Below are 22,946 nucleotides of genomic sequence, written 5' to 3'. Positions count from 1 at the left end.
GCGATCTCGGCGACCATCAATGCCTGCTACCGTACGCTTGGGCTGAAGGAGACGGTGATCTTCGCCGACCAGCTGATGTACACGGGCTTTCATTACGCCACGCGTGCGGGGGTATCCTTCGGCATCGACGATATCGTCATTCCGGATCAGAAGCCGCGCATCATCAACAGCGCCGATCGCGAGGTGAAGGAAATCCAGGATCAGTACGCCTCTGGTCTGGTCACCAATGGCGAGCGCTACAACAAAGTCGTCGATATCTGGTCGCGCGCCAACGATCAGGTGGCCAAGGCGATGATGGACAAGCTCGGCAGCGAGGAAGTCGCGGACGTGCACGGCAAGCTCGTGCGGCAGAAGTCATTCAACTCGATTTTCATGATGGCCGATTCGGGCGCGCGCGGTTCCGCCGCCCAGATCCGTCAGCTTGCGGGCATGCGCGGGCTGATGGCCAAGCCCGACGGTTCGATCATCGAGACGCCGATCACGGCGAATTTCCGTGAAGGTCTGAACGTCCTGCAGTACTTCATCTCGACTCACGGCGCGCGCAAGGGTCTGGCCGATACCGCGCTGAAGACCGCGAATTCCGGCTACCTCACGCGCCGGCTGGTCGATGTGGCGCAGGATCTCGTGGTCACCGAGGTCGACTGCGGCACGACGCAAGGGTTGAGCATGACGCCGCTCGTCGAAGGGGGCGATGTGGTCGAGGCGCTCGGGGAGCGCGTGCTCGGCCGCGTGCTCGCCGAGGACGTGCTCAAGCCGGGCACGGACGAGGTGCTGATCGCCAACGGGACCCTGCTCGATGAGAAGCTGGTCCGCACCCTCGAGCAGGAGGGTGTCGATCAGATCAAGGTGCGCTCGTCCATCACCTGCCAGACACGCTATGGCGTCTGCGCACAGTGCTACGGGCGCGATCTGGCGCGCGGTCGGCTGATCAGTATCGGCGAGGCAGTCGGGGTGATCGCGGCGCAGTCGATCGGTGAGCCCGGCACACAGCTGACCATGCGCACGTTCCACATCGGCGGCGCGGCGTCACGGGCCGCAGCGGCCAGCAGTGTCGAAGTGCGCAACAAGGGCACGATCCGCTTCCACCGCATCAAGACCGTGCAGCACGAGAAAGGCCATCTGGTGGCCGTCTCGCGCTCAGGTGAGATTGGTGTGGTCGATGAATTCGGTCGGGAGCGTGAGCGCTACAAGATTCCCTATGGCGCCCTCATCAGCGCCAAGGAGAACGATGCCGTGAGCGCCGGTCAGGTGGTGGCGACCTGGGATCCGCATACGCACCCGGTCGTGACCGAAGTGGCGGGCCTGGTGAAGTTCCAGGACTTCATCGATGGGCTGACCGTGACGACCCAGGTGGACGAGGTGACGGGACTGTCGAGCACCGTGGTGCTCGATACCAAGCAGCGCGGCGGCAAGGATCTGCGCGCAACGGTCAAGCTGGTCAATGCCAAGGGCAAGGAAGTGACCTTCGCCAACACGGAAATTCCGGCGGTGTACTCGTTGCCGGCGGGCGCGTTCGTGGCGCTCGAGGACGGCGCGCGGGTGTCGGTGGGCGATGTGATCGCCCGCATCCCGCAGGAATCGTCCAAGACACGTGACATCACCGGCGGATTGCCCCGCGTCGCGGATCTGTTCGAGGCACGCAAGCCCAAGGACCAGGCCATTCTGGCGGAGAAGTCCGGTACGGTGAGCTTCGGTAAGGAGACCAAGGGCAAACGGCGCCTGATCATCACCAGCGATGACGGCGAGAAGTACGAGGAGCTGATACCGAAGTGGCGCCAGCTGAACGTCTTCGAAGGCGAGACGGTCGAGCGCGGCGAGGTGATTGCAGATGGCGAGCCGAATCCCCATGACATCCTGCGCCTGCAGGGTGTGGAGGCTCTGGCCAACTATCTGGTGCGCGAGATCCAGGACGTCTATCGATTGCAGGGCGTGAAGATCAACGACAAGCACATCGAGGTGATCATCCGCCAGATGCTGCGCAAGGCCGAGGTGCAGGCCGCCGGGGATACGACGCTTCTGCGCGGCGAGCAGCTCGATCGCGCGCGCGCGCTCGACATCAACGATCGGGCCGAGCATGACGGCAAGCAATCGGCCGCTCTGCAGCCGGTGCTGCTCGGCATCACCAAGGCATCGCTGGCCACCGAGTCGTTCATCTCCGCGGCTTCCTTCCAGGAGACCACCCGCGTGCTCACCGAGGCCGCGGTCCGGGGACTGCAGGACGATCTGCGGGGCTTGAAGGAGAACGTCATCGTCGGACGGCTGATCCCGGCGGGAACCGGCTTCGCGACCCATACGTCGCGTCGGCGCGCGACCGAGGGGCCGGCCCGCCGCAGTTTCATGGAAGTGGGCGGCAGCGTTCCCGAGACCGACGACAGCGCCAATGCCAGCGAGGAGCCGGAAAGCGCCGCGGGCTGAGCCCGATCCCGAAAGAGCCGGCGGACGCCTGCGCGTCCGCCGGCTCATGGCCCGTGCTCAGGGCTTCGGTCTAGCGGGAGAATGGCGGCGTAGGCGGTGCGTGAGGTGATGAGCGCCGGCCGCGGCGCTTGACCAGAGCGCCTGAAAGATCAGCCAGACCGTGACCGCAAACACCGCAGCGAATATCAGTGCCTGGGGCGACAGCCCGAAGGTCGGCACCCAGCTGTGCAGCGTGGCACGCATCATGGCGGGATCGGGGTGCAGCACCAGATAGAAGGCCTGATGGTAGAGACTGCCGTGCAGCGCCGCGACTTCGCGTTGCAAGCGGCGGACATTGTCGGCCAGAGCGCGGATTGCCGCGCCTTCGGCGTGGAACGGGGCCACGCGGCTCGCGAGATGGAACTCGATCAGCTTGCGCAGGTGCCCGCCGAAGAACAGATCGGCGATCTTCTGCCAGGGCGCCAGATCGAGCCGCGCCTGCTCGAGCCGTCCGCCGAGCCGCTGGCGATACTGTGCGATGAACCCCGGCACTAGCCCGCCGGCAATGCCGCCGCACACCAGCAGCAGACGATCGATCAGGCCCCGTACGACCGGCATCGTGCGTTTCAGCCGCATCCGCAATCGCAGGCACAGACCGCCGCGGGCGCGCGCCGCGGCGCTACAGAGCGGCACATTGTTGCGCGAATGCGTCTACTTGTTCCCAATCGGTGTACTCCACCTTGGCATCGCGGGCCGTGGGGCCGCCGGTGAGTTTCATGATGAGACGGATGATCTGCCGGTCCCAGAATCCATATAGGGCGTAGTCCAGCCGGCCGGCGAACACCGCGGCGCACTGCGGCTGCCATCCGACCTCGGCGAGGAGCTTGCGTAGATAGGGATTGGTCGCAGGGGTGTTCTTCTCGCTCTTGCGCGCAACCAGATTGACACTGAACAGAGCGGTTGGTTTGCCGTCGAGCTTGTGCGCGTTTGCGGCGATGAACTGCCGTACGTGCGCGCGATGCTTGCCATAACGCACGCTTGCCCCAATGATGACTTTGTCAAACGGAGCGGCGTCGATGACGACATCGTCGCGCATTTGCTCGAGGGTCACCGCGTGCGCGAGCGCCTCGAGTCGCTGTCGCAGCCGCTCGCAGATCCGGCGCGTCTGCCCGTCAACAGTCGAATAGGCAATCAGGATTTTGGCCACAGGCGTCCTCGTGCGCGGTAGCGTACGCCAAGATGACCGGCACCGAAACCCGCGTGGATCCAGGACCTGCCGCCGGACGCAGCACCTCTTGATCCTCAAGGCGCCCCGCTGCCCGGGACTGTGGGCCGCCGCAATTGACGCCATGCCGTCCCGCTGATATTTTGAACTTAAATGCGAATCACTCTTATTTACATCTCGGTGCATTCCCGAGCGGATCGGCCGCTCTGCGCACCGTAATTCGGCCACCCAGCCTCCGGAACCGATCCAGTGGACCAATCGACCTCACCTCGGCAGCCGCCGGGCACGACCGCCCTGCCGGCCTGGAAGCTGTTTCTCCTTGTGATGGGACCGGGACTGGTGGTGATGCTGGCCGATACCGACGTTGGCAGTCTCGTTACTGCAGCGCAGTCGGGGACACAATTTGGGTACCGGATGGTGCTCCCGCAGGTGGTTCTTATTCCTATTCTCTACTTCGTCCAAGAGATCACTATCCGTCTCGGTGTCGTAACCCACAAGGGTCACGGAGCGCTCATCAGGGAGCGCTTTGGGAGGCACTGGGCACTTCTGTCAGCTGGCACGCTCTTTGCGACGTCAATCGGAGCACTGCTTACCGAGTTTGCAGGCGTTGCTGGAGTTGGGGAGTTGTTCGGGATCCCTCGCAAGATCACGGTCTCGGTTGCGGCGGCGTTCCTGATCGGGATTGCTCTGACCGGTAGTTACCGTCGTGCCGAACGCATTGGCATCGCCTTCGGCCTGGCCGAACTGGTCTTCGTGCCAGCTATGTTCCTTGCTCACCCCAGTCTGCACGCGATCGGTTCCGGTCTGATCCACCTTCCTTTGCACGATAGTTCATATGTCCTATTGCTGGCGGCCAATGTTGGAGCCGTGATTATGCCGTGGATGATCTTCTACCAACAGGGAGCGGTGATCGACAAGGGTCTCAGTCGCCATCATCTGCGTGCAGAACGCCGTGACACCGCCGTCGGATCGGTGATCACGCAGTTGATCATGATCGTGATGGTGCTAGCGTTCGCCGCAACGGTTGGTCTCGTTCACCCAGGGGATACTCTCGACACTGTCAGTCAGCTTTCTTCGGCGCTGACACCGTTCGTAGGCGACCTCGGTGCCAAGGTACTGCTCGGAGTGGCCATGCTTGGTGCAGGCCTTGTCGCTGCATTAGTAGCATCGCTAGCGGGGGCTTGGGGAATCTCAGAGGTCTTCGGATGGGCGCATACGTTGAACGAGCGCCCCAGCCGGCGTTCGGCCAACTTCTATGTCACCTATACCCTTGCACACGTGGTTGGCGCGATCATCGTTCTATTCAGCATTGACTTAGTGAAACTTGTCATTGACGTCGAGGTGATGAACGCGCTGTTGTTGCCAATTGTCCTCGGCTTTCTCCTCTCACTCGAGGCAAAGGCCCTACCCGATGAGTACCGAATGCGTGGGGTGTATCGAGTCGTCGTGACGGGGCTTTGCCTTGTTGTAATTGGCTTTGGCCTCTACATGGTACCCGCTACGCTTGGTTGGACGTGAGCAGGTCGTCGACGGTGGCCGGTAGCGGGTCCCTCGATGCTCCGCAGCCCTTGATATGGCTGCCAGGACGAAGCCGGATGCCTATGCGTGGACTACGTTCTTGTTGGTGGATGCGAGCATGGTGTAGGGAGGTTTCTGACGTTTGGTTGTTCCTGACATCAAGCAGACAGATTTGTGGCTCTCGGTCTCAATTCCCGAGGCGTCGGCACTGCTGAATGTGGGTTGTTGCGAAGGGCCATTGACCTGCGTTGAGATATCTTTCAATCAGCGGACTAACTGTTGATGGTTCCATATTGCACCGGTGTGCCAGACCAGGTGATAGGATCTAGTGACACAGCTCGTCCGGGGTTGGTGGCCTCCACCACCTGGCCGTTGCCAACGTAGATGGCGACATGGTCAATGCTTGTCGCCCCTTCGGTGTCGTAGAAGACCAGATCGCCGGGCTGAAGTTGCGAGTAGCTGATCGGAGTGGTGTCACTTGCTTGATCGGCGGCGGAGTGAGGGAAGTCAACGCCAAGCTTTGCATAGATATACATAACCAAACCTGAGCAATCGAAGTCCTGTAATCCGTTGCTCCATTCTCCGGCTCCACCCCAAACGTACGTAGTGTCATGTGCGTTGACGATTTGAAGCGCTTCCTGGGCCGCTTGGGCCATGATTGAGGTTGCCGACGCGGTTCCAGGGGTGGGCCCGCTGGGTTGAGGACTGGCTTGACTAGATGGTGTTTGCGCTGTGCTAGGTTGCTGTGCCTGTGCCTGCTGGATGGCGAGTTGTGCAGCCGCCTGCGCTTCGCGCTGTTTGACCACGGCTTGCTGCTCTTGGTAGACCAATTGTTGAATTTGTTGATTCACTTGGTTAAGTGCATCCACGGCTTGGCTCTGGGCATTTTGCGCCTTGCTACGGTTGGCCGCAATGAGTGCGACGGTAGCTTCTACCTGTTGGCCTTCGGCGTGCAGCTGATGGTACTGTTGGTTGAGAACCTGTTGTGCAGTGTCATAGTTTGCTAGCGCTTCCTCTTGGGCACCGGTGGCCGTATTGATGTCTTCCTGAATGAGCGCGGCTGAGTTTGGACTGGCTTGGAGCAAGGTTGTGACGTTCGTGCCCGTACCACCCTGCATAAACAACGTATCCGCTTCAGCGACCACCTCTGAATGCAAGACCGAGACGCGACGTTGTTCTCGTGTGATTGCTTGCTGTGTGTCGGTCATCGTAGTGCGTAGCTGTCCGAGCTGTGTCTGCGCCTGGTCGTACTCCTCTGCGTAGACTTGGACCTGGTTGTCAAGGAAATTAATTCTGCCGGCGATCGCCTTTGCTCGGTTTTGGTCGCTTTGTAGTGTCCCACCATACGCCCGAGCGGTGAGTAGCGTTGGATAGCCGACTGCAGCCCCAAGCATCACCACACCCATAACGATCGCGCCTGCGCGACGTTGCCAGTTCAATGGGTACCCGACCACGTAAGTCCCATCGACAGTTCCTTCATGCTTATTGAGCGTCCACTGAAGTTATATTAGTTAAGCCATGCCTAAGTTGCAAGTGATCCTAGCGCAGCGAGTTTATCGTCTGGTTGGTGAGCCGAGCGCCGCCGCCTGCTGAGCTGTCTCGGAGCTCGTCTTGAAGATGGACTACACGTGTAATGCGCTAGTTTACAGCAGTCTACTGCGAATCGCTGAATCGGGGTCACCTCTACCTTGATTGGGCAAGAGAGCCTGGGTTATCGCCGTTCAGTGCGGATCGAGCCTCTCCTCAAGCTGATCGTTTCCGCTCGGTGCGACCGCCTTCGGTTCTGGATGTGGAAACGATGCAGGTACGCGATGACCTTGACGACTGACTGAGTTCCCCGATTAGGGTCAGCGCTATGGAACGACGTAAGGATTCGTCTCCTGCTTCCACGGAGCGTCGGGAAACGTTCCGTCGACGCGTTGGATGGGTTGGCGTACTTGTTGGCCTTGGGTTTGCCTGGTGGGAGGGCTACCATCCCTGGCCAAGCCTGGCAGCTCACATCAGCATTGTGAGCGCGATTATTGTTGTGGTCGCGTTGGCAGTGCTTGTCGGTCGGGGATGCCAATCACTTTCATCGCGCTCTTGGCTCCATCGAGTTGGTGCTGGCTTACGCAATCCAACCAAGCGTTCGCCGCTCTTTTTTGCTGGTTCCGTCGTTTGGATCGTCCTTGCTCTCGCAATAGCTGGTTGGGACTTTCACAGCTTTTTGCGAGAGGTGCCTTCACTGCCGACGCTCAGCTACCTGATAGGGCGGGTGAGCCGTTTTGTCGTTGGCCGGTCCATCTTGGTGGCCACGTGGTTGGCGCTTGGAGTCTTCTTCGCGGTTGGTCATCGGTCCAAGCGTGACGTCGCAAACAGATCAGACGATTGCGGCCCTCGACGACCGGGGCCGCCAGTTGGTGGGGGCAGGCTGTCATGAATCTCGGTCAACTCGTTTGGGTCGTCCTCGCGGCGATGCTGCTTGTCTGGATAACCGTGACGCAGCGTTTCTCCGATCGGTTGCCTACGCTCTTTGCGATTGCCCGTGGCTTTCTCGATTCTTGGTTAGGTCGTTCGATACTTCTCGTTGGATGGGCCGAGGTGGGCTGGCATTTGTTCTGTCAGCATCCCTGATCGAACGGTGTGTTGTGAACAGCCCGGTCGAGTCTCCCTGACACCTCATACCTATTGAGTCGAGGTCGTTTGGTGGCGAGCTCCCAACCTCAGGTGAGGTGGCCGCGAGCGTCGATTCGGATGGGTTCGGCGAGGCTTGATCCTCGGAGCGTCAGATACTGGTCAAAGAGGTTGATAACGGTGCAGATGTGGTTGGGTACGACCTGTAGGAGGGTGCCCACAGGGGGAGGTGTTCCATCAAAGGAGACGATACCGTGATGCTCGGACAACCGTGTGACGATGGCGCCTTCGAGGTCGCGTATCTCGCCATACCCTGCAACCAGGGTTGACGACTCACCAACCAGTGCCTTACTGCCTGCGTCGATCACAAACTGTCCGGGGACGGCGGTGCTGATCACCCTTGTGGCGACAACCGCCGCCACCTGATCAGGTAGGGCGGCACCGAGGGCTACTTGTTGGCGATCGTTGAACAGGTAGGTTCCGGGGCGAGCTTCAGTGACGACGCCCCCAAGATGAAGAGCGGTCGGCGACGATCCGGCGCTGACCACCGTCGGAGTGAGGCCCTGATCGGAGAAGCTCTCGGACGCTATCGTCAGAGCTGAGATCTCGTCGGCCGCAGCCCGTTCGACAGCATCTCGCCCCTGGTAGCTATGGCCACCGTGGGTGAAGACGCCTCTAACGGATAGGCCGCGCGACTGACATCCATGTGCGAGTTGCCCGGCCTGATTGGGTCGCACTCCCGTCCGATGTTGTCCACTGTCGACTTCGATCATGACCTCGATCTGGTCCGATCGATCGATTTGCGTTGCAAGCGCTTGCGCCCCCGCAATTGAGTCTACGCCGATGCGTAGTTTGGCCATCGTCGCGAGTTGGTTGAGCTTTGACGCTATCTTGGCTGTGCACCAAACAGGGAGCGCCACAAAGATATCATCAAATCCTGCCGCGGCAAAGACCTCTGCCTCGCCGATGGTCGCGACGCTGATGCCATTGGCGCCGAAGGAATATTGGAGACGGGCAAGATCCACTGACTTGTGAGTCTTGGTGTGCGGTCGTAGGGTGATGTGCTTTGAGGACAACTGCTGGGCCATCCTCTTTGCGTTAGCATCAACGGCCTCCAGATTGACAAGCAGACTCGGTGTGGCGATATCGTCGGGGATTGACCAGCTCTGCATATGCTGCCTTCCTATCGAAACACCGGGTTTTGCGCTGGCTGTTGTCGCCGGCATGACGATGTCAGTTGGGCCGAACCTGGCGTCGAGCCGACACGGTCGTATCGGCGGCGACTCAAGGCTTGGCCTTGATGTTGGCACAAGTCTATCGCCCGATTGTCGAACCATGGGGCGATCGATAACCACAACATCGAGATCGGTGTAAGGGAACCACGTGGAGAGGGGCCACGATCGCCCCCTTCGTCAACCACATCACTAGCACATCCGAATCGACGAGACTAGTGGCAGCTAACCTTTGACACCCGTGTCTCGGGTGCACCTGGCCCATAGCGGGAGTCAATCAACCGACAAAGTGAGAAGCGAAGACGGACCTGTCGGGCTATTCTTCCTGGTCCGGTCCATAGGTGGTTCACAATGGGGTGCTGCCCTGGGAACGTGGAGCGGCGCGGTGGGGTGAAGTCTTACAAATGCCGCAGCTGGCACTGCATTGTGCAACAACGCCTCGGCTGTGGATGGCTGATCTCATGACGCGAAGGCTGAGCCGATGACGATCGGTCTACAGTTGGACGGTCCTTGGACATGGCTTGCCCAGCTATGGTCGCCGCGAAGGCCCTCGTGGGCCTGTACTCTCCCAATTGATAGGGATCGTCGACGTTGGTTTTACTTCCGAAGGCGACGCTGAGAGGTCATCCACAACAGCGGTATCTATCGGGGCCTGGTTGATAGAGTAACGTCCCGTCGATGCTGACCCCCAGACGCTTTGACGCAAGCCGCCGCTGCAAAATTTACCGCTTCGTGGAGTCCATGGCGAGAGGAAGCAGCGATAAGGCGTGGGCAGAATGAGCGGCTTGCCATGGCCGCCCGTGCGTGTGGTAACTTCACCAGCACGCCGTTTGCTCCCAGCCGACTCTGAATCGGACTCTAGCCCAAGAACGCTGAAAACGCCGAGGGGCTTGGCGTTAGATTGGCCACCTTGTGCGCTCAAAGCGTGAGGAACTCCTTGGTTAATCAAAGCTTCGTACAAAACTGACGGAAACAGGCGTGCTGGGCTGGTTGTGGTATGCCGGTCGCCCACGCCCTGGCGTAGGTTTCAGCGAGTCGTGTGGTAACGCCGTTGGGTCAGTTGCCCTTACTCACGGTCTGAACCGACAACGATGTCGAGGCTCATTGAGACGTCGTTTTCGCAATCTAACGGTGGTTGTAGCTGAGCGACGGCTTCGCGTAAGGTGGCAAGCTCGAGAAGAAGGTCGGCCAGTTGTCCCGTTGTGGTCGTGGCCCACTGTTCGGATGGATCTCCCACGCCATGGCGCTTGTGGATTATCCAGCCGTAGCGCGCGTTGGCGTTGGCTCGCTCGCGCGTAGTCTCCCGCCACCAGGCTGAAAGTGCCAGCGTTCGACAATTCTTTGCCTCAAAGACGTGGTCTGGTACGCGCGCTGCGGTGACATCACCCTTGTCGTTTGTTCCCTGGAGCCCGAGTCGGATGGCTTGGAGGTTGCGGAGATTGAGTGCCTTAATGAGGTCCATCTCGAGCGACCGACCAGCTGCCTTTGCTGAGGCACGCGACCGCTTTTTGGCTTCCATTGACCACCTCGCCTAGTTCGAATGCAGGGTTCTTAGGTTCACGCTAGCCTGAGAGACCAGCCGCCAACCATGGCGGCAAGCTTGAGATGGCGAGAGTTTTGCGTTGTGGTTCCTCAGACATCGTGGTTCCTCGGACATCATAACTTGATGAGCGAGCTTGTCTCAATGCTTCCTGCCATTGGGGACTCGACGGCTCAGGGGTGCAAGGGACGGGAGTGGTGAAGAATGTTCAAGTCTTTAGGAGCCGAAACCGACCATCAGCACTGTTGTGACTCAGACCCGTCGCGTTCCTGGGTCCACACCCCCGACCTGTGAAGTGGCAAATGGTGTTGGTCTGTGATGACCAGTCGTTCTCGATTTGAACACACCTTTGGACCCACGTCGGCCCGCAGGATTCTTCGCGTTACTGCAACCGACATCGTCGTTAGTGAATATGAAGGTCATGCTTGGTTGTGGCGGCCGTGATCTCCTGATCGGTGAGTGTGCTCATGTCAACGGGTGTGACCAAAGCCAGATGTTGGCCGACTGGGCAGTATTGCAGTCGCCACCAGAGGAATCGGAACGCCTTGATCGAGACACCTGGGATCCACCACGTTGTAAAGACGTGGTCGTGGGTGCAACGCACCACTGTGTCAAGCGTAAAAATCGAGTCACGTCGTCGCCACAGCACGATCGCCTCTGCGATGATGGCGAAGAGACCGAGAGCGATGCCGGTGACATGGCGCTCCCCCGTCATTTGTAGTGGCCCGCGAGACGTCCGATGACAGATGTAGGATCGTCACAACTGAGCAAGATTTCCGAAAATCGTTCTGTCCTGTCGAGACGGATGCGGATTCCATCGCGATGTTGGTGGTGGATGGCCGCAAAGACCTTGATGCCCTTCGATGCAAAAGTCCCAACGGCAAACTCACCTGGTAAACGAGCACCGATAAGCTCCATTCCATGGACTTGTCCGGAGATGTTGTGCACGGGCTCGATGGCGATCACGTTGGCTGCTGGAATGGTGACGTCACCATGGACGGAGGCGGCCTTCTCTCAGAGACTCAATCGTAGATGCAACGACTGCCCTTCTCGAACGATCTCCACCACTCTTGAGTCCTTCCTCAAGGGTAAGCAACAGTATCGCTATTAATACTGAGAATGATACACCTAAGCTCGCGCGCTCTGACGGTTAGGATGCAGTTGTGAACAGCGCTTCTCTTTTGCTGCATCCAGTGCGCCTACGTATTGTCTAGATGTTCCTTGGAGACCGTGCGTTGACCACAGCACAGATCGCGTCGGAACTCTCAGATATACCGATGGGAAGTCTCTATCGTCATGTCGCGATCCTCGTGAAGGCCGGGGTTCTGCAGGTGGTCGCGGAGTGTCGGCGACGCGGTGCTGTTGAGAGGACGATGTGTTGCGACCGGCGCGCGCGCAGGTGAGCGCTTCGGATGCACAGGCTATGGGGCACGATGAGCAACAGCACGCCTTCTTGGCATTTATTGCCAATCTAATAAGCGAGGCGGATCGGTACTTTGGACGTGAAGGTTCTGATCCGGTCCGTGACAGAATCGGTTACCGAATGAGCGGACTCTGGCTCACCGACCAGGAGTTGCAAGAGTTCTACGGAGACCTGGTGTATTGTTGGGGCCGCGCCTCGCAAACCTTCCCGAGGAGGGCCGCAAGCGGCGGATATTCTCGTGGATCGCACTGCTGGCCCCCGAGGAGGAGAGGAGTGATGAACGCTGATAGACCAGGTGCGCTCGTGTAGATCTCCCTGGCACCGTAGGCATCTTGATGCAGGTGTACCCATGGTTGCGCAACCTCGGTTGTTGACCAAGCAAGGTGTCCCGATCTGTTGAGTCAAGTGCACCCGGCCGGTTCTCTCGTCGGGCAGCTTGTAGTTCTAACCAAACGCTTCCACGGCGCTAGGGTCGAAAGTCCCAATTATCGCCTTGACTACCTACCGGATGAGGTCGGCCAGGATACGCTAGGGGGTATGCAAAATTCTTTGGTGAGCCCCGTTGCGAAGCGTACGAGCCCGCGGCGAGTCGTTATTGTTGGTGGAGTCGCTGGTGGAATGTCGGCGGCCACGAGGCTCCGGCGCCTCGATGAAGACGCTATCATCACAGTGCTTGAGCGCTCGGGGCACGTCTCCTACGCCAACTGTGGTCTTCCATACTACGTTGGCTCGGTCATTGATGATCAGGAGGATCTGCTGCTGCAGACGCCTGAGCGCCTCCACGCTCGCTTCCGTTTGGATGTCCGGGTAAGGACAGAGGTGATCGGAATCGATCGAGCGCAGCATCGGGTTGAGTTTCGATCGACCGATGGAGGTGTGGTAGAGACGCTCGACTACGACAAGCTCATACTCAGTCCTGGGGCATCGCCGGTGCGGCTGGAGATCCCTGGGTTTGAACGGACGCGACCGCTGCGTACGGTTGAGGACGCAGAGCGACTCGTAAGAGACGTTGCTAAGACACCGCGAAGCGCGGTCGTAGTGGGTGCGGGCTTCGTCGGACTTGAGACCGCGGAAAATCTTACCCGTCATGGGATCATCGTGACCGTCATCGAGGCGTCCCCTCAGGTGTTGCCGGCCCTCGACCCCGAACTTGCCATCCTCGTGGAGGAGGAGCTTATCCAAAATGGAGTTTCCGTGATGACAGGTGTCTCCGTCACCGCGGTTCATGACTGGGGTGTGACACTGAGTGACGGTCGTGAAGTTGAGGGCGAGATGGTGGTCGCTTCGGTGGGAGTCAGGCCCGAGACCGGCCTGGCCCAAGCGGCTGATCTCGAGATCGGACCACGAGGTGGAATCGTGGTTGACGAGGCAATGAGGACGAGTGACCCCGATATTTACGCCGTCGGTGATGCGGTCGAGAAACTCGATGCGATTAGTGACATGCCATCGCTGATCGCGTTGGCAAATGTCGCTAATCGTCAGGGCAGGCGCGTTGCCGACCATATCTGCGGTCTACCCTCGCGCCATGCTCCGTCACTCGGCACCGCCGTCGTCAGGGTGTTCTCACTCACTGCTGCTATTACAGGTTGGAACGAGCGTCGCTTGCATGGCCTGGGCCGCCCGTATCGGGTTGTGCGTGCTCATCCGATGAACCACGCGAGTTATTACCCAGGGGCTGAGCCGATGTCGATCAAGCTATTGTTCGACCCTCATGATGGCACGATTCTTGGGGCGCAGGCTGTGGGGGGTGCTGGTGTCGATAAGCGCATCGATATTGTGGCAACCGCGATGACGGGACATCTAACGGTGGAGGAGCTGGCCAACATCGAGTTGGCCTATGCACCACCGTTTTCCTCGGCGAAGGATCCGGTGAACATGCTCGGCTATATGGCGGAGAATATCAGATTTGGCGAGTGTGATGTCGTTGAGACGGATGAGATTGAAGAGCTGCTCGCCAACGGCTGGACCTTGCTCGATGTCAGGACCGAGGCAGAATATCGCCAAGGTGCGATACCGGGCAGCATCTGCGCTCCGGTCGATGAGCTCCGCGACCGGATGAAAGAGCTTGGAGGCGGTCCATTTCTGGTGTACTGTGCAGTTGGCTTGCGTGGTCATGTCGCGACAACCTTGCTCAAACGCAGTGGTCTCATGGCCAGAAATCTCAACGGCGGGCATCGCACCTATATGGCAACAATGGCTGCACAACGCGCGAGTTCAAAACAAATGCTGGAGCCGATCGCAAGTACTTAGACGCGTCACATGTGCTCATCGAGGAGGGTCCGTGCCACTCGTTAACAGCCGCTAAGCATGTGATTTCAGTCTATGGTCGGACTAAGAGAGGCTCAAGCCTGGAGATCTTATCGTACATACCTTTGGCATTGCCTATTCAAGCGCGGATTGATGGCCTGACGCCGGAGGCTCATCATCTCCACAACTGGTGGGTCTGTCAGTCATTGTGGGCGCGCAGCGTGATGGGCTTGGGCGGCTACACGGGCCAATCGTCGCGTTCCTAGTGGTCCAGCTCCATCCCAAGGAGGCTGCGTAGTCGATCTACGTTGAATGAGACCGCCTGCGATCCAACCGCTGGGTAGGCATCGAACTCGTTGAGGAGTGCGACGAGCTCCTCTCGACGCGTTGGATCCCTAGCAGCCTGTCGAGGGGTCAAGCCATGCAAGGCCGGTATCGACTCGTCAACCCAGGCAATCTCCTTCTGTCGGATAAATTTGTCGAGAATGGCCTGTACCTCGCTTGAATCGATCTCGTCCTCTGGCACAGTGTGTCGTCCAAAAGACGATAAGGAGATACTCTCTTCGTCCTCGAGCCGATACTGGGCCTCCTCGAGATCGGTGTGTGTGGTTTCGACGAGCTCCAAATCGCCGAAGGCACTCCGCAGCATCCGGAGAATACGTTCCTCGCGTTCGACTGAGTTTGTGGTCACTACTAACCTGTCGTCTTGTCGCTCCAACGCCCCACGTATAACTCCATCGATCGTATTGTGATCGACATCTGCCCAACGTTCACCTTCGTGACGGTCGAACATATCGTCGAGCACCATCGCGATCTCGTGCCACGATGAGGTTGTAGGGACCAGCACACTGTGACAGATCACGATCTCTTCGCCGTCAGAGGTTCGCATCATGGCCGGGGTCGTCAACGTCTGGACCCAAGCGGCGAGCCTCTTGGGCCCACCTCCCGCGCGAAGCGTGCTCGATAGAGTTTCTCGTTGGATTGCTGATAGCCGCAGCACCATCCCGATGATTTGGAAACCGGTCCCATCTGGAACCACATGCGCATAGGCATAGTCACCAACACGCACCTCTCTTGACATTGACTTCTCGGCCACCACGCGAGAGTCACCCGTCATGGTGTCGAGCATGGTCATCGAAGTACCGGGGTCAACCTCGAGAATCTGCCAACACGATGGGCCAGTGCCGATCCACGCTTGCACCAGCTGGCGTTCGTCAACCGGCAAGAGCACTCCTCGCGCGTCAACGAAGCGTTCCAGTACCTCGTCACTCAAGGAGACGAGATCTAGGAGTAGGGTCATGGTGATATCGTTGCCTAGGGCTGAGGACTCGTCCCCAAAAAAGGCGAAGATTGGCGCTGCAAGATGGAGGTTTTGTGGCCGTATCGAAAAGGCTCGGATCTTTTGATTGAGAAGACCAATCCGCTTCTCGAGCGGCCAAGTCGTGTTGTTGAGGCAGCAGAGTTTGTATTTGCGCCCAGACCCACAGGGGCAACGATCGTTTCGGCCGACCCCTTGAAGTGGTGGGGATAGGAGATCCTGGAGGTATGCGCGTTGGGGATCATCCTCGTCGACTTGAGCCCTGGCGTAGAGTCCATCGGCTCTGCGTAGATCCCCACTATCGCTTACATACCAGGCCAACTCCTCTAACGCTGGACGATACCACGGGTCGAGTCTGGCGGCTATCTCGAGCTCTTGTTTCGCTGCCAATACCTGGCCATTGCGCTCAAGGTTGAGCGCTTGCAGATAGTGGGTCTGAGCAGACTCAAGTCCATAAGACTGGAGTCGCCCCAAAAACGCGTCGAGAACCGGACTAGATTCATCACTTGCATCCAAAATGGCATCGGCAACCGCAGGGGCTACGTTGTCATGGGCGAGATTATCTAGGATTTGACGACTAAAATGTGTCTCATCGGTCGATGTCGCGTCGTCGGCCAGCTCGGCGTCTTCCGTTGCGCTTAGTACAGATATCATGACTTCGGCGAAGGCCAAGTCGCAGCACAGATCGAAGTCGAATCGTTGGCGGATATCGTTGAAATTCATCTCATCTTCTTCATCAGGCTCAAACCCAACTTGATGGACGATTTCTCCGTCAGCGACAAGCTCGATACGCTCAAAGAGTTCGGTGATGGGTGGTACTGGAGAGCGAAAGAGGCTCGGGTCACGTGCGAGAACTTCAAGTAGGAGTTCGAGGATGTCGAGCCGTTTTCCAGCAAGCGTGAGCTCATCGAAGACTTGTCGAATTGCCTCAGCCTCACGAGTGCCATCAGCATCGAGCTCCCCGGGATGAACCGAGATCACTCCATTATGACGCGACAACATTACCAGTGAGGGTTTGTCGACGTTGCCTAACCAATGCTGGTCGCCGCGGTAGAAGGATATCGGTTCATCAGCTTCTGCGGTGAGGTCGAGCTCTTCGTCAGTTCGTAGCTTGAGCTCCCCGCCTTCAGCGAGTAAGACGCCGTCGACCGCATCGCAATCTAGAAGGGCCAAGTCAGGGAAGGCCTCTAGCACCTCGTGTTCGAGTTCGAACGGCGTCACCCAGTGGGTGAGCTGGATGCCATCGAGCATCATGTCAATGGCTATCACCGCATCGGTCTCGGTCAACCAAAAGTCATCACTGGCCAGCACCAGTTCGCCTCGGATGACATCTGCGAGCTCATCGGTTGTGAACTTGCGCAACGAGGCGAGATCCTCGCGCTCGTGGAGTCGACCAGCGAGGACATCGACGGGCACCGAATATTGCCCTAACTCCTCTCGTATCGCAGTTACGAGTTCGTCAGTGAAGTCCGTCCCGCCTACGTTAGCAAGGATCTGGATCCATGTCGTGTGTGGCGTAACGATAGAATCGCTGACCTCGTTGCCGTGGGAGTGTCCTTGAGGCGGCTGGTGTCCTTCGAAGTGAGTGTCGGCATGGATTTACCAAGTCTGAGGCGAGGTTGCTCTCGCCTTCAGGCAGGAGGTGAATCGCTTCGTGCAGTTCGCATTGACATGCGAGGGTCGTTGTTGGCTCTCGACGTGGAATCAATGACCCCGGAAGGCCTTCCACCAGCAGTCCCGACCTGGCCGGGACGCGCCCAGCAGCGATCTCCCCGCACATATCTTTGTACATGGGCCTGATGCCTCGGGCCCAACATGTGAGATGACACACCGTTGCATGAGTTCGTGAGGCGAGCGAGCAGGACGATCGGTGGGGTTCTGCGATGGTCAGGTGGACAGGATCATCCTTGTCGTTGAACTGAATCGGGTTGATCCCAAAGTCCTCACAGGTTGTAACCGTGCACTGTTCACAGGTCACGAGTATGGCGTCGGTGAACGTCCGACGTTGATGCTTGGCATCAACTGCCACATTGACATCACCACTACGACGCGATAATGGTTCTGGATTCGACCTGATCCAACCCATCCGAGCAGGAAGGACAAGGCAGCCAAGCTCGCCAAGTGGAAGGCTTCCTATCCGAGGGTGACGCTATCGCACGTATCCAAATGTTGGGTTGGACGCCTAAATGTAGGGATGACTCACCTCGACCCAGCACGATGATCCATGAGTGGTGGCGGTCGTCCAATCGCTCGCTGCCTCGGATGAAGACACCAGACCGAGATGCAGCGCTTGCGCAAGCTCGCAAGGACATCTTGTCGTTGGCGGCGTTACTCGCCCAAGTCTGCCAATCGGTCGCCAAGAACGACCAGATAGCGTGAGAGCGGTGCCCTAGGTCTCAAGAGGCTGATCGTCAGCCGCGCCGTTCCCGAAGGGCCTGCCGCTCATTCAATCCGCGGGAACTAAGGATTATGCCTGCTGCGGGTGCGAATCAGAGAATTGACCGTTGGTCGTTGCTAAGGCGCCGCTGATTGACGAGCCGTTAAGGTTGGCAAACAGACATGGTCACAGGGCGATTGCCATTTGGTTGTGATGAATCAGCGAGGTATATACCTCCAGGGAGAGGTTGTTCACTCGTGCCCTTTGCCCACCATTCTCAACATGCGAACGTTGAACAGTGCGAAGCGAAGCAGTTGATACGTTAGGCTCCGGCGGGTTTGCAGGGTTCGTCGTGTCGGCAGTGGCGCGTTGGCGATGTCTTGGTTGGCGTTATCCATAGTTATGTCCTCCGTTGTGTCTTTTTGAGCGCAGAGCTACGAGTTGATTCAACATCATTCCGGGATGAGATACCAGCCAGGCAGGGCCCGAGCCTTGTAGATGAAGAGGTAGTGAAGCAGGAGCTTCGTCCAGTGTCCACTGCGTCCGATTTCCCCAGTCGTTGACTTGGTGTCCCTACCGGTGAGCGGATACTTCTGGTAGTCAGGAACGATCGGGAACATGGTCATGGCCGCGGCGGACCCAGTGCGGAGGTTAGCCCCCGCTGAGGCGATACAGGCGGCACCCATCGTAGCCATGGAGGCAGTCTTGGGGCTCGCTGTGGAGCCGCTCCGCAACCTTTGGGCGATGTTTTCTGCAACCACACGTCCCATGACTCCAGAGGGCATCCCGGTTCGCGGTGGGGCGGGGGAGATCACGGTCCCATTCACGCTGGTGCGTGGCCTAGAGATCGGATGGGGTGGTGCGAAGGCGATACCGATGCCAAAGAGATTGTCATACAACGGGCTTTGGTAGGTCTTTGGCCAATCAGCGGCGCTCCAGTCTTCGTAGGGCTTGGCAGAGTAGTCGGCGTCAACGCGCAGAAAACCATTGGGCGCAAACAACTCTTGGGTGATATCTTGTCCGGATCGGTCGAAGGCTTTCAGATCGACGCCGCGAAAGGGAGGGAGCAACATCGCAAAGTCGTAGTTGATCGACCCCTTTGTGCCGTCGAGTTGCTCATAATGCACCGTGTCTGGGTCGACACGTTCCACGTGGGCACCAAGGATTGCCTTCACGCCTCGTTCGCGAAACAGTGACTCAGTCCAGATCTTAGAGTTGGTGAGATATCCGCTTTGTGAGAACTTCATGCCATCGACGCCGAAGTCACCGAGCTCGTATTCGTTGGATAGGTACACGACTTCAGCGTTGTCACGAACACCGGCCTGCCTGAGCTCGTGTTCGACATTGAAGGCATATTCAAAAGCGGCGCCTTCGCATGTGCATGATCCGTGACCCATCCCGACCACGAGTGTCTTCTTTTCACCGCGACGAAGAGCGGATACGATCTCTGCAAATGCCTCTGATGTCTTTGCGGCGTGGTCTGCGGTGCAGACCGACCATGAGTTGTGGTCCGGTCCAAGCCCAGGTGTGGCTTCGAAGTTCAGCTTGGGGCCCGTAGCGTTGATCAAGAAGTCGTAACGCAGAAGCTCGGTTTGACCCTGTCGCTTTGCATCGGTGTAGACAATCTCTACGGCGCCCTGCGGGTTGGTCTCATTACCCTGGGGCCAGATCGCGACCGCCTTGGCCTGACGGAAGTCGATGCGCTTTCGGCGATAGATCGGTGCGAGGGGGAAGGTGACTTGTGACGTGGTCATTTTACCTACGCCAACCCAGATGTTTGATGGAATCCAGTTCCAGTCGGCATTGGGTGATACCACGACGACTTCGTGCTCATCCTTGAGTTTTCGCTTAAGGTGGAGCGCTGCAGTGTGACCAGAGATCCCTGCCCCCAAAATAACTATCCTTGCCATGGCAATCTACCTTTCCTTCTCTCCTTCGCGATACCGAAGATCTTTGATGGATTGAGGTATGCTCAACTCGCGTTCTGCCCTAGCCATGCGGAGAACCCAGCGGGACTCCCTCTTGGCACATACCGCGATAGTCATCGATCGATTCCTCGGCTACACATACCCTAAAGGGTATACTTACTCGCGTAGCAGCACGATCGACTGAATCAAGAAGAGGACTTTCGGCCTTGCAGAAACGATCAAAGGTCCACGGATTACGGTGCTGGCCGCGATATGGTGGGTCCTTGCGATTACCCAGACCTTCTCCGAAGTGATGGGTCGAGCCCACAGGTGTTGCGGGACTGGTGCGTCAATCGATTGGCCCCACACCATCGATGCCGTGGGTATCGATGCTTGCTGCGATTCATCCGGCTAGCGCCCGCGCTCAGTCCTGGGAACGCCCGCGTTTGGCTTGTTGCGTCACGGCCAAGAAGAAGCTGGCGAACGCGCTGGGTCCACAGGATACATCGACGCAGTGAGGATGGAAGACGCGACAGAATAGGAGCCTCATGCGTGGACTCTAGCTCGATCGATTCTGTGGCTACTTGGGTTGGTGCACGATCTTTGGTAGGTAGGGCCTTGATCGCGAAGTGTTCGACCTTGCGATTGCTGGAGCTCGCTGTGTGCTGACTATCAAGATTTATCGTCCGCTTATGGATGCCAAACGATGAGAGTCCGTCCATGTATTTGACGGCCGCGAACTGCGAGGTCGTCATCTGAGCGATGCTGCGTTGCCAGGCCCTGCCGGTGGCGGGTCTCTTATCGACCCGCGCGATTACACGACTGGCTCCCGGGTTCAGTACCGACGTCGGCCGTACCTGTCGGCGCCATTGGCTGGTCCTTCGAGTTTGGCGATGTGCAACGAATCGGCGCGCAACTGGTCGGTTCGATCATGGGATTTCTAGTTCGCCGGTCCGCCAATGCCCGGACACAAGTACGGCTGTTGCACTGGCGACCCCGGAATGGGGGGCGGAGGTTGGGTCTTGTATGCTCAGGCGTCTCCCTCAGCCAGATAGTGACGATACCAGTTGAGAATCTCGTCTAGTCGGTGGATGCGGTTCCATGGTTTGCCGCTGCGACTCATGCCATGAAACTCGTCTGGATAGCGAACAAAGCGAACCGGCACCTGATTGAGGTAGCGCAGTGCGGTGTAATACTCCATGGCCTGTTCGATCGGGCAACGGAGGTCCCCCTCCTGTGCTTCGATAAGAACGGGGGTGCGAACGTTGCCGACATAGGTGAGAGGGCTCTGTTGTCGGTACCAACTGTCATCCTCCCACGGATGCTTGCCACCAGCACGAAGCGATTCATCCCATCCGACATCACTGGACCCGACCATCGAGACCCAGTCGGTGACCGGGCGACCGATGACGGCTGCTCGATACCGATCGCTGTGCCCAATGATCCAAGCGGTCATGTAGCCCCCATAGGAGCCACCCCCGATGCCAAGCCTGTTGCGGTCGATCATCGGAGATCGCTCACAGGCCGCATCGACAGATGCTTCGATATCGGCCCAGTCTCGCTCGCCCCAACGATCAAAGATGGCTGCACAATACTCCTTGCCATAGCCAGTGGATCCACGTGGATTACCGGCAATGACGGCAAATCCTTGGCTGGCGAGTAGTTGGAACTCAAAGAAGAAGGCATGGGCGTACATCGCCATTGGTCCACCATGTATCTCAACCACAGCGGGAACGGGTTCGACATAGGTCTTGGGTGGTAGATACACCCAGGTGTCCACGGCATGACCCTCGTTGCTGGCTGCTTGAAAGTAGTCAGGCTCAGTGAAGGCGACCTCGCCAGCGAGTTCAGCGTTCACATCGGTTAGTGGTAGGCTTTCGCCGTCGATGAGGCGGTAGAGCTCACTGGGCTTGCTGGCCGTGGTGATGACCGCATACAGCCCGCCATCGACCGAGGATCGTGCAAAGGACGAGATGACGTGTTGGCCCGCGGTGATCTTAGATACCGTGCCTGAAGCAAGCGAAATGTGAGCGATCTCCACGGACCCTCGCTGAGAGATCAGTCCAAAGAGACTTTCGCCCGGCTTGTCCCAGACGAGAGTGTCACCAGCCGGGCTCAGAACGTCGCTGAGCGCCTCGTTGCTGATTGGGTAGTCATAGGTTGGGTTGACGAGCTGGGGATCGTGTGCTCCTCTGGGGAGGAGGTAGAGCTGTGCGTGATCGTAACCGATCAACGTCGGGTTCTGCCATGTGTAAACGAGTGTTCCGTCTGGTCCCATGAGAAAAGCCTGAGCGCCCGGGGCGACAAGTTCGGTGATGGTGCGGGTCGTGAGATCGATGGAGTATATGCCCTCGTCGGCCCCACGATCGTAGGCCTCACCACGTCTGGAGCGAAAGATGAGGGTATGTTCGTCCGGCCCGTAGTGAGCCTCGCTCACCCGGTAGGGGTAGTAGGTGTACTGCTCGCATGCGTCGTTGGCAAGATCGATGGTAAACAGATACGGACGGTATGGGTCGAAGTAACCGTCACCATCGTACTTGTGGAACAACTCAGTGATGACCTTGATCTGGGTGGTGTGCCGTTCCCGAGGTGTGAGATGCGATGGATCCGGTGCCTCAAGGCTGTTGTCTTGTGCGACCCGGGCGACAACGACCAGGTGTGTCCCATCGGGCGACCAATCGAATGCGTCGACGCCACCAGGGAAGTGGGAGACACAACGGGGCTCACCACCATCGAGGGGTAGTACCCAAACTTGATTGACGGTATCGACCCGGCGCAAGAAGCCAAGCGCTCGGCCGTCGGGACGAAAGCGTGGATGCGTGTCAGAGGTTCCCTGTGTGAGGTCGATGGGCTTGGCCCCCGCGACGATGGTGCGGATGCGTTGGCAGTTGGTGTTGTGTTCTTGATCAACCCACTGTTCAACGAACACGACTCTGTGCTCGATAGGTGAGGTTCGAACGTCGCCGACGGTTCGGAGTCGTATGAGATCTTCTGCTTGCAATGGTCGCATGTCGCTGTGCCCCTTCGTTTCTCGGCATCTCGTCGATCGACACCCAGCGCGTAAGCGTGAGACCGGTCAGTACACGTCGTCTGGTTCAAGTGATTACAAACCTGTCATCGGCGCCAACGATGCCCGAATCGGTTGGATGTCT

Annotated in this window: 16 protein-coding genes; 6 read left to right on the top strand and 10 right to left on the bottom strand. The window is 58.5% G+C overall.

Annotated features, from left to right (window positions below):
• Positions 1–2,415 (top strand): hypothetical protein (locus MP439_01345; GenBank protein ID MCI2974710.1); only part of this gene is annotated, 2,415 nt, incomplete at its 5' end.
• 57 nt (positions 2,416–2,472) lie between these two features.
• Here the strand turns inward: MP439_01345 and MP439_01340 are convergent.
• Positions 2,473–3,030, bottom strand: coding sequence for a DUF2937 family protein (locus MP439_01340; protein MCI2974709.1), 558 nt, complete (start codon positions 3,028–3,030; stop codon positions 2,473–2,475).
• Between the two features lie 43 nt (positions 3,031–3,073).
• Positions 3,074–3,601: a menaquinone-dependent protoporphyrinogen IX dehydrogenase gene (gene hemG / locus MP439_01335; GenBank protein ID MCI2974708.1), complete on the bottom strand. Its 528-nt coding sequence runs from the start codon at positions 3,599–3,601 to the stop codon at positions 3,074–3,076.
• Positions 3,602–3,943: 342 nt separating this feature from the next.
• Here hemG and MP439_01330 point away from each other — a divergent pair, with 342 nt between their 5' ends.
• Entirely contained in the window at positions 3,944–5,137 is a 1,194-nt protein-coding gene (locus tag MP439_01330; GenBank protein ID MCI2974707.1) for a divalent metal cation transporter, read from the top strand.
• 272 nt (positions 5,138–5,409) lie between these two features.
• Here the strand turns inward: MP439_01330 and MP439_01325 are convergent, their stop codons facing one another.
• Positions 5,410–6,531 (bottom strand): NlpC/P60 family protein, encoded by a 1,122-nt coding sequence (locus MP439_01325; GenBank protein MCI2974706.1) that lies wholly within the window; start codon positions 6,529–6,531, stop codon positions 5,410–5,412.
• 461 nt (positions 6,532–6,992) lie between these two features.
• Between MP439_01325 and MP439_01320 the strand changes: the two genes are divergently transcribed.
• Positions 6,993–7,556 carry a hypothetical protein gene (locus MP439_01320; protein ID MCI2974705.1) on the top strand — a complete coding sequence of 188 codons (564 nt, stop codon included), beginning with the start codon at positions 6,993–6,995 and terminating at the stop codon, positions 7,554–7,556.
• Complete coding sequence (locus MP439_01315; GenBank protein ID MCI2974704.1) at positions 7,553–7,750, top strand: hypothetical protein; 198 nt, start codon at positions 7,553–7,555, stop codon at positions 7,748–7,750. The genes MP439_01320 and MP439_01315 overlap by 4 nt, the downstream gene beginning before the upstream one ends.
• An 89-nt stretch (positions 7,751–7,839) precedes the next feature.
• On the opposite strand, the gene MP439_01310 is transcribed toward MP439_01315, so the two are convergent.
• The 4 genes from MP439_01310 to MP439_01295 form a co-directional block, all read right to left on the bottom strand.
• Positions 7,840–8,922: an alanine racemase gene (locus MP439_01310; protein MCI2974703.1), complete on the bottom strand. Its 1,083-nt coding sequence runs from the start codon at positions 8,920–8,922 to the stop codon at positions 7,840–7,842.
• Between the two features lie 1,126 nt (positions 8,923–10,048).
• A complete protein-coding gene (locus tag MP439_01305; GenBank protein MCI2974702.1) occupies positions 10,049–10,501 on the bottom strand; it encodes a hypothetical protein in 453 nt (150 codons plus the stop codon).
• Positions 10,502–10,925: 424 nt separating this feature from the next.
• The gene (locus MP439_01300; protein ID MCI2974701.1) at positions 10,926–11,237 is read right to left on the bottom strand and encodes a hypothetical protein; all 312 of its coding nucleotides are present in this window, start codon (positions 11,235–11,237) and stop codon (positions 10,926–10,928) included.
• Complete coding sequence (locus MP439_01295) at positions 11,234–11,488, bottom strand: hypothetical protein (GenBank protein MCI2974700.1); 255 nt, start codon at positions 11,486–11,488, stop codon at positions 11,234–11,236. Before MP439_01295 ends, MP439_01300 begins: the two co-directional genes overlap by 4 nt.
• A gap of 269 nt (positions 11,489–11,757) precedes the next feature.
• Here MP439_01295 and MP439_01290 point away from each other — a divergent pair, with 269 nt between their 5' ends.
• The gene (locus MP439_01290; GenBank protein ID MCI2974699.1) at positions 11,758–11,925 is read left to right on the top strand and encodes a hypothetical protein; all 168 of its coding nucleotides are present in this window, start codon (positions 11,758–11,760) and stop codon (positions 11,923–11,925) included.
• 425 nt (positions 11,926–12,350) lie between these two features.
• On the top strand, positions 12,351–14,195 hold the full coding sequence (locus tag MP439_01285) for an FAD-dependent oxidoreductase (protein ID MCI2974698.1): 1,845 nt from the start codon (positions 12,351–12,353) through the stop codon (positions 14,193–14,195).
• A gap of 259 nt (positions 14,196–14,454) precedes the next feature.
• On the opposite strand, the gene MP439_01280 is transcribed toward MP439_01285, so the two are convergent.
• The 3 genes from MP439_01280 to MP439_01270 all read right to left on the bottom strand — a co-directional run bounded on the left by MP439_01280 (position 14,455) and on the right by MP439_01270 (position 22,804).
• Positions 14,455–16,926, bottom strand: a complete 2,472-nt coding sequence (locus MP439_01280; protein ID MCI2974697.1) for an SEC-C domain-containing protein — start codon at positions 16,924–16,926, stop codon at positions 14,455–14,457.
• A gap of 1,413 nt (positions 16,927–18,339) precedes the next feature.
• Positions 18,340–19,797: an FAD-dependent oxidoreductase gene (locus MP439_01275; GenBank protein MCI2974696.1), complete on the bottom strand. Its 1,458-nt coding sequence runs from the start codon at positions 19,795–19,797 to the stop codon at positions 18,340–18,342.
• Between the two features lie 1,027 nt (positions 19,798–20,824).
• Positions 20,825–22,804 (bottom strand): S9 family peptidase, encoded by a 1,980-nt coding sequence (locus tag MP439_01270; protein ID MCI2974695.1) that lies wholly within the window; start codon positions 22,802–22,804, stop codon positions 20,825–20,827.
• Positions 22,805–22,946: the final 142 nt, after the last annotated feature.

This window comes from Ferrimicrobium sp. (assembly GCA_022690815.1).
In the GTDB taxonomy this organism is placed as follows: domain Bacteria; phylum Actinomycetota; class Acidimicrobiia; order Acidimicrobiales; family Acidimicrobiaceae; genus Ferrimicrobium.
Note: the sequence above shows the minus strand (reverse complement) of the source record. Positions and strands in the feature narration are given on the sequence as shown.